This is a genomic window from Pradoshia sp., from assembly GCF_051873915.1.
Classification (GTDB): Bacteria; Bacillota; Bacilli; order Bacillales; family Pradoshiaceae; genus Pradoshia.
In genome coordinates, this window is the sequence record NZ_JBJEFJ010000189.1 from 1 (window position 1) to 5,274 (window position 5,274).

The window sequence follows — 5,274 nt, forward strand, 5'->3', positions numbered from 1 at the left end:
ACAACTTCTAAAAACGCTTCCGAAGAATAAGCCCGTTGGTGCTGATTATGATTGGAGGCGTGTTTTAAATCAGGTTCTTGAACCCGTAGCTCAAAATAAAGAAGGGCATTACCAGCGATATGATTGGGTAAGGGATATTTTAGCAGAGTGGCATACTGTTCCAGTTGGAGGAATTGTCATAATAGAAGGTGTATACACAATGCGTCAGGAATTTTTCGAAAAATACGATTTTACAATATGGGTTGAATGTCCAAGAGACACAAGGCTTTCACGAGGTATTGAAAGAGACGGAGAAACAGCTCGTGATATGTGGGAGAATAATTGGATGTTATCGGAGGACGTTTATGTTGAAACATATAGACCTTTTGAAAGAGCCGACTTAATAGTAAGTGGTATTGAATAAATATTCTATAGAGCTAAAGGGGCGGGTCACTATTCCATTTCCGTTCGTATCAATACTTGAAATATCACCATTATTGTTTGAGTTAGAATTTGAGATTGAGAGTCAACCGAGGGATTGGCTTTTTTCTCGTTTTCTTTCAGTGCCAGTCTTTTTACTTAAAATAACTTGTAATTTGCAATTAATATAGCTATTCTATTCAAGGAGGATTACTTGCATATTGCAAGTAAATAAAGCAGGCAAGAGGTGATTTTTTTTTGCACGATATTCGGAACCTTTTTCAAATCTTTACACGTCGATTTGGGTTTTTAAACAAGAATTGCTGTCAAGCGGAAGGGCATGATATCTCGCTCGTTCAGAGTCATATTTTATATGAAATTGAACATCAGTCATTGCCTTCGATGCAACAAGTGGCTGACACTCTCGGAACGGATATTACAACGTTTAGCCGCCAGGTTCAATCCTTAGTAAAAAGAGGATTAGTGAAGAAAACACCTGATGCAGAGGACCGGCGGATCTATCTACTTTCTTTGACAGAGGAAGGGCAGCGTGTGGCAGCCAATATCAATGAGCAAATGAATGACTATCTTAATCAAGTCTTTGCAGGGATGAGTGAAACGGAAAAAGAAATGGTGATTCAATCCATTCAGCTTTTGAATGAAAATATGAAGAAAACAACAAGATGCTGTTCTGCTCCATTGGGGTAAGATAGCATTCGTTAAATACTTGCAAAATACAAATAATAGAGTTGATTTTGCGAGACAGATTTACTTGTAAATGCACCTGAGGGTCATAATAGGAGGAAAGCATTTGCTTCATCAATGCTTCTAACACACTTTTAGTAGGGGATAAGAAATGAAAAAAATTGACTTAACTTCTGGGAATGAACTTTCGGTTATCTCTCTTTTGTCTCTTCCGCTAATAGGAAGTTCCTTGCTCCAGTTTCTATATAACTTTATTGACATGATCTTCGTTGGAGGTCTTGGTCCTGATGCGATTGCTGCCGTTGGATCAGCAAGCTTTTTTATAAATATGGGATATGCGGTTCAAGCAATGATTGTCGTTGGCGGAGGAATAAAAATCGCTCATTCAGTAGGGAGGAAGAATGACACAGAGAGTGCTTCCTATATTGGAAGCTCTTTGTTATTGAATCTTTTTATTGGCATTATAACCGTATTTGGATTGCTGTTATTTGGAAATCGTCTGTTGGATTTATTGAATTTAAATAATGATGCCGTACAAATAGATGCTTATAAATACCTGGCGGTGTCTGCCTTTATGCTCTTTTTCTCCTATTTCAACACGTTCTTCATTCGAATGTTCAGCAGCTTTGGAAACAATAAACAAAGCTTCTATATCAGTGCCTTTGGTCTTATCTTAAATATCATTCTTGATCCGATTTTTATCTATACATTTAAATGGGGCGTCATTGGTGCTGCCATTGCGACATTGATTTCTCACATTCTTATGTTCATTTTATTTATCTATCTAGCGAGAAGTATTCTGTTCAAGAAGAACATTTTCCAAATACGTTTTCAACAGTTCAAGGAAATCATAGGACTTGGTATTCCGATGTCGATACAACGAATTCTGTTTACCGTCATCAATATCATACTAGCTATCATGATTGCTTCTTATGGAACAGATGCGGTTGCCGCACAAAAAATCGGTCTTCAAATTGAATCGATTACATTCATTGTCATGGGCAGTTTAAATGGAGCGGTTGGCAGCTTCATTGGTCAGAATTTTGGAGCAAAAAAATATAAACGAATCTTAAAAGGGTACCGAGTTAGTCTATTGCTCGGCATATCCTATGCCCTTATAACGAGCATCATCTTTATCTTCTTCTCGGAAGAATTAGCTGGGATATTTACGCGCGATCCTGAAACAATCGCGATTACTTCAGCCTATCTGACAATAATCGGTCTCTCTCAAATATTTATGGCAATTGAAATCATTTGCATGGGTGCTTACACAGGGATTGGTATGCCGAAAATCCCTTCAACGATTTCTGTTATCTTTACGCTAATGCGAATACCTCTAGCCATCTTGCTTATTCCTTCATTAGGGTTGGCTGGGATTTGGTGGAGTATTGCGATTTCGTCATTTGTAAAAGGAATAGTATCCGTGCTCATTTTCAACACAATTTATAGGAGGAAATATCAGCATGCCATTTAATCTCTTCTCTACTCTTTCAAATAAACAGATCTTGGATGTGAATATTGGACTTGAACGGGAGGGGTTACGTGTTACAAGTGAAGGAGCTCTTTCTTTAACAGCGCATCCTGCTGTTTTTGGTGATAAAAAAGAGCATCCTTATATCACGACAGATTTTTCAGAATCTCAAATAGAATTGATTACACCCGTCTTTCATACAACAAACGATGCGGTTGATTTTTTAGACTCCTTATACAATATAGCGGCATTGGAGCTGGGCAATGAATTTATATGGCCCCAATCCATGCCTGCCATCACACCGGAAGTAGAAGATATTCCGATAGCGATCTTCCCTAACCAGGAAAAAGATGAGCAATATCGAGAGTATTTGAGAAACAAATATGGAGGAAAAAAACAACTTATTTCTGGAATTCACATTAACTTCTCCTTAGGAGATGCATTGATACAGACACTCTATACGAAAACCAATCAACAAAAATCCTATCAAGAGTTTAAGCAGGATCTTTATTTAAAGCTTACTCGCAACTACTTACGTTACCAGTGGTTCCTGGTCTATACCCTTGGTGCTTCCAATACGATTCATACAACCTATGAGAAGAAATGCGTAGATACGATGGAAGAAATCTCTCCTGAAACGTATTCGAACAACAAGGCCATATCTTATCGAAATAGCCTTTGTGGGTATCAAAACAAAGAATTCATCGAATTGGATTATTCCTCTCTCGAAAATTATGTGGATTCCATTACAGCTTATATCAACCACGGGGTGCTTAAAGATATAAGGGAGCTCTATACCCAGGTGCGGTTGAAGGGCAAAGGTCCTGTTTATTCTACAGAGGATTTACTGCAAGACGGTATTGAGTATGTAGAGCTTCGCACGATTGATATCAACCCATTTGTAAAGAGTGGACTTTCCGTTGCTGATTTGAATTTTATTCATTTATTTTTATTATATTGCATAGAAAAGGACGAGCCGCCATACGAAAAATGGCAGCTAGAAAGTGAGCGGAATATCCAAAAAGCAGCTGTTGAAGGTCAAAATGGGCAGCTTATGCTCCAACAAAATGGCGCAGAGGTTTCCATAAGAAGCTGGGGAAACGAAATCATACAGGACCTGTTAAAAATGAACGAGCAATATGAGCTGCCATTTAAGGAAGTTCTGAAAGCAAAGGAAGACATCATTCACAATCCAGAAAAGACCTATGCCTATAAACTGGGCCAGTTATGTAAAGAAAAAGGGTATATAGAGGCGCATATGGAATTGGCTAAAAAACATAGAGACGCAGCTTTCCGTGAACGCTTCTTATTTAAACCTTATACCGATATGGAGCTTTCAACACAAATACTGCTGAAGGAAAGCGTTAAGAGAGGCATCTCTTTCGGAATCATGGATCGAAAAGAGAATTTTATCGAACTAATAAAAGGGAGCAATGTGCAATATGTCAAACAGGCGACAAAAACGAGCAAGGATCAGTATGTCGCTGTTTTGATCATGGAAAACAAAAGCGTGACCAAGCAGATTCTTAAAAGGAACGGTTTGCATACTCCGGAAGGGGAAGAGTTTTTTGATCTGGCATCTGCTAAAGATTCAATTCACCATTGGGTTAATCGGCCATTAGTTATAAAGCCAAAATCAACAAACTTTGGATTGGGGATTTCAATATTCCCGAAAGGAGCCGGTAAAGAAAGCTTGATTCAAGCATTAAATATCGCTTTCAGAGAGGATTCGGCCATTCTTATAGAGCCTTTCATAAAAGGGAAAGAATATCGCTTTTTGGTCATTGGAGATGAGACGGTGGCAGTCTTGCATAGAGTGCCAGCCAATGTTACAGGTGATGGAATATCAACCATTCAACAATTAATAGACCAAAAAAATGAAAATCCATTAAGAGGAAAGGGGTATAAAACGCCTCTAGAGAAAATCCAGATTGATGAAAACATGAAGCTTTTTCTAGAGCAGCAAAACCAAACAATTGACTCTGTTATACCAATAGGAGAAGAGCAATATTTACGTGAAAACTCTAATATATCCACCGGCGGGGACAGCGTCGATGTTACGGACATGGTGCCAATCAGCTTCAAAAAAATAGCGGTAGAGGCCTCCAAATCAGTTGGAGCCAATATTTGTGGAGTGGATATGATAGTGGAGGATCTAACTGATGACCACTCCCCATATTCCATCATTGAATTGAATTTCAACCCTGCCATCCACATTCATTCGTATCCATATGAGGGGAAGGAACGAAATATAGCCTATAACATTCTCCAGCTCTTAGAATTAGATTAAGTGGCAGAGATGAAGCCAGTGGGAAACCACTGGCATTTTTTGTGTGCTTTGTTCATAACCATGACACAGGTGGTTAGCGGTTAAAAGGGATTTATGGGGATTTTGGAGAATATTGAATCATAAGGCATTCTTACAGGGGGGTTACGTGAAAAAAACAATGGCCATCCATCTGCTTCCATTATGTCTCTTCATTTTAGTTGGTTGTACGGGGTATGGCGAGCTTTTAAGCTGCGCTTCTATTCAAGAAAGTGCTGGATACGGCTGTTAACAGCCATGTTTTACAATCAATGATAATCTTAACGATTAAAGAAACAATATGGAGGGGGTGTTATTATTTGCTATTTCTAAACATACCTGTTATTCTTAAGAAGAATTATTTTTGTTCGGTTTCAGATTGAGAAGCGATTTT

5 protein-coding genes are annotated in these 5,274 nt (G+C 38.5%); all 5 read left to right on the forward strand.

What is annotated here, in order from left to right:
* Window positions 1-403: uridine kinase family protein (locus ACI35L_RS16385; protein ID WP_439803336.1), on the forward strand; the 403-nt coding region annotated here is incomplete at its 5' end.
* Between the two features lie 254 nt (window positions 404-657).
* A complete protein-coding gene (locus ACI35L_RS16390; RefSeq protein WP_049671993.1) occupies window positions 658-1,107 on the forward strand; it encodes a MarR family winged helix-turn-helix transcriptional regulator in 450 nt (149 codons plus the stop codon).
* A gap of 148 nt (window positions 1,108-1,255) precedes the next feature.
* A complete protein-coding gene (locus tag ACI35L_RS16395) occupies window positions 1,256-2,578 on the forward strand; it encodes an MATE family efflux transporter (RefSeq protein ID WP_439803337.1) in 1,323 nt (440 codons plus the stop codon).
* Entirely contained in the window at window positions 2,568-4,865 is a 2,298-nt protein-coding gene (gene gshAB / locus ACI35L_RS16400; RefSeq protein WP_439803338.1) for a bifunctional glutamate--cysteine ligase GshA/glutathione synthetase GshB, read from the forward strand. The genes ACI35L_RS16395 and gshAB overlap by 11 nt, the downstream gene beginning before the upstream one ends.
* Before the next feature lie 145 nt (window positions 4,866-5,010).
* The gene (locus ACI35L_RS16405) at window positions 5,011-5,133 is read left to right on the forward strand and encodes a hypothetical protein (protein ID WP_439803339.1); all 123 of its coding nucleotides are present in this window, start codon (window positions 5,011-5,013) and stop codon (window positions 5,131-5,133) included.
* Window positions 5,134-5,274: the final 141 nt, after the last annotated feature.

Bases quoted from the DNA above. Each gene is read 5' to 3' on its own strand.
- gshAB (WP_439803338.1), top strand. From the start codon at position 2,568: ATGCCATTTAATCTCTTCTCTACTCTTTCAAATAAACAGATCTTGGAT.
- ACI35L_RS16395 (WP_439803337.1), top strand. From the start codon at position 1,256: ATGAAAAAAATTGACTTAACTTCTGGGAATGAACTTTCGGTTATCTCT.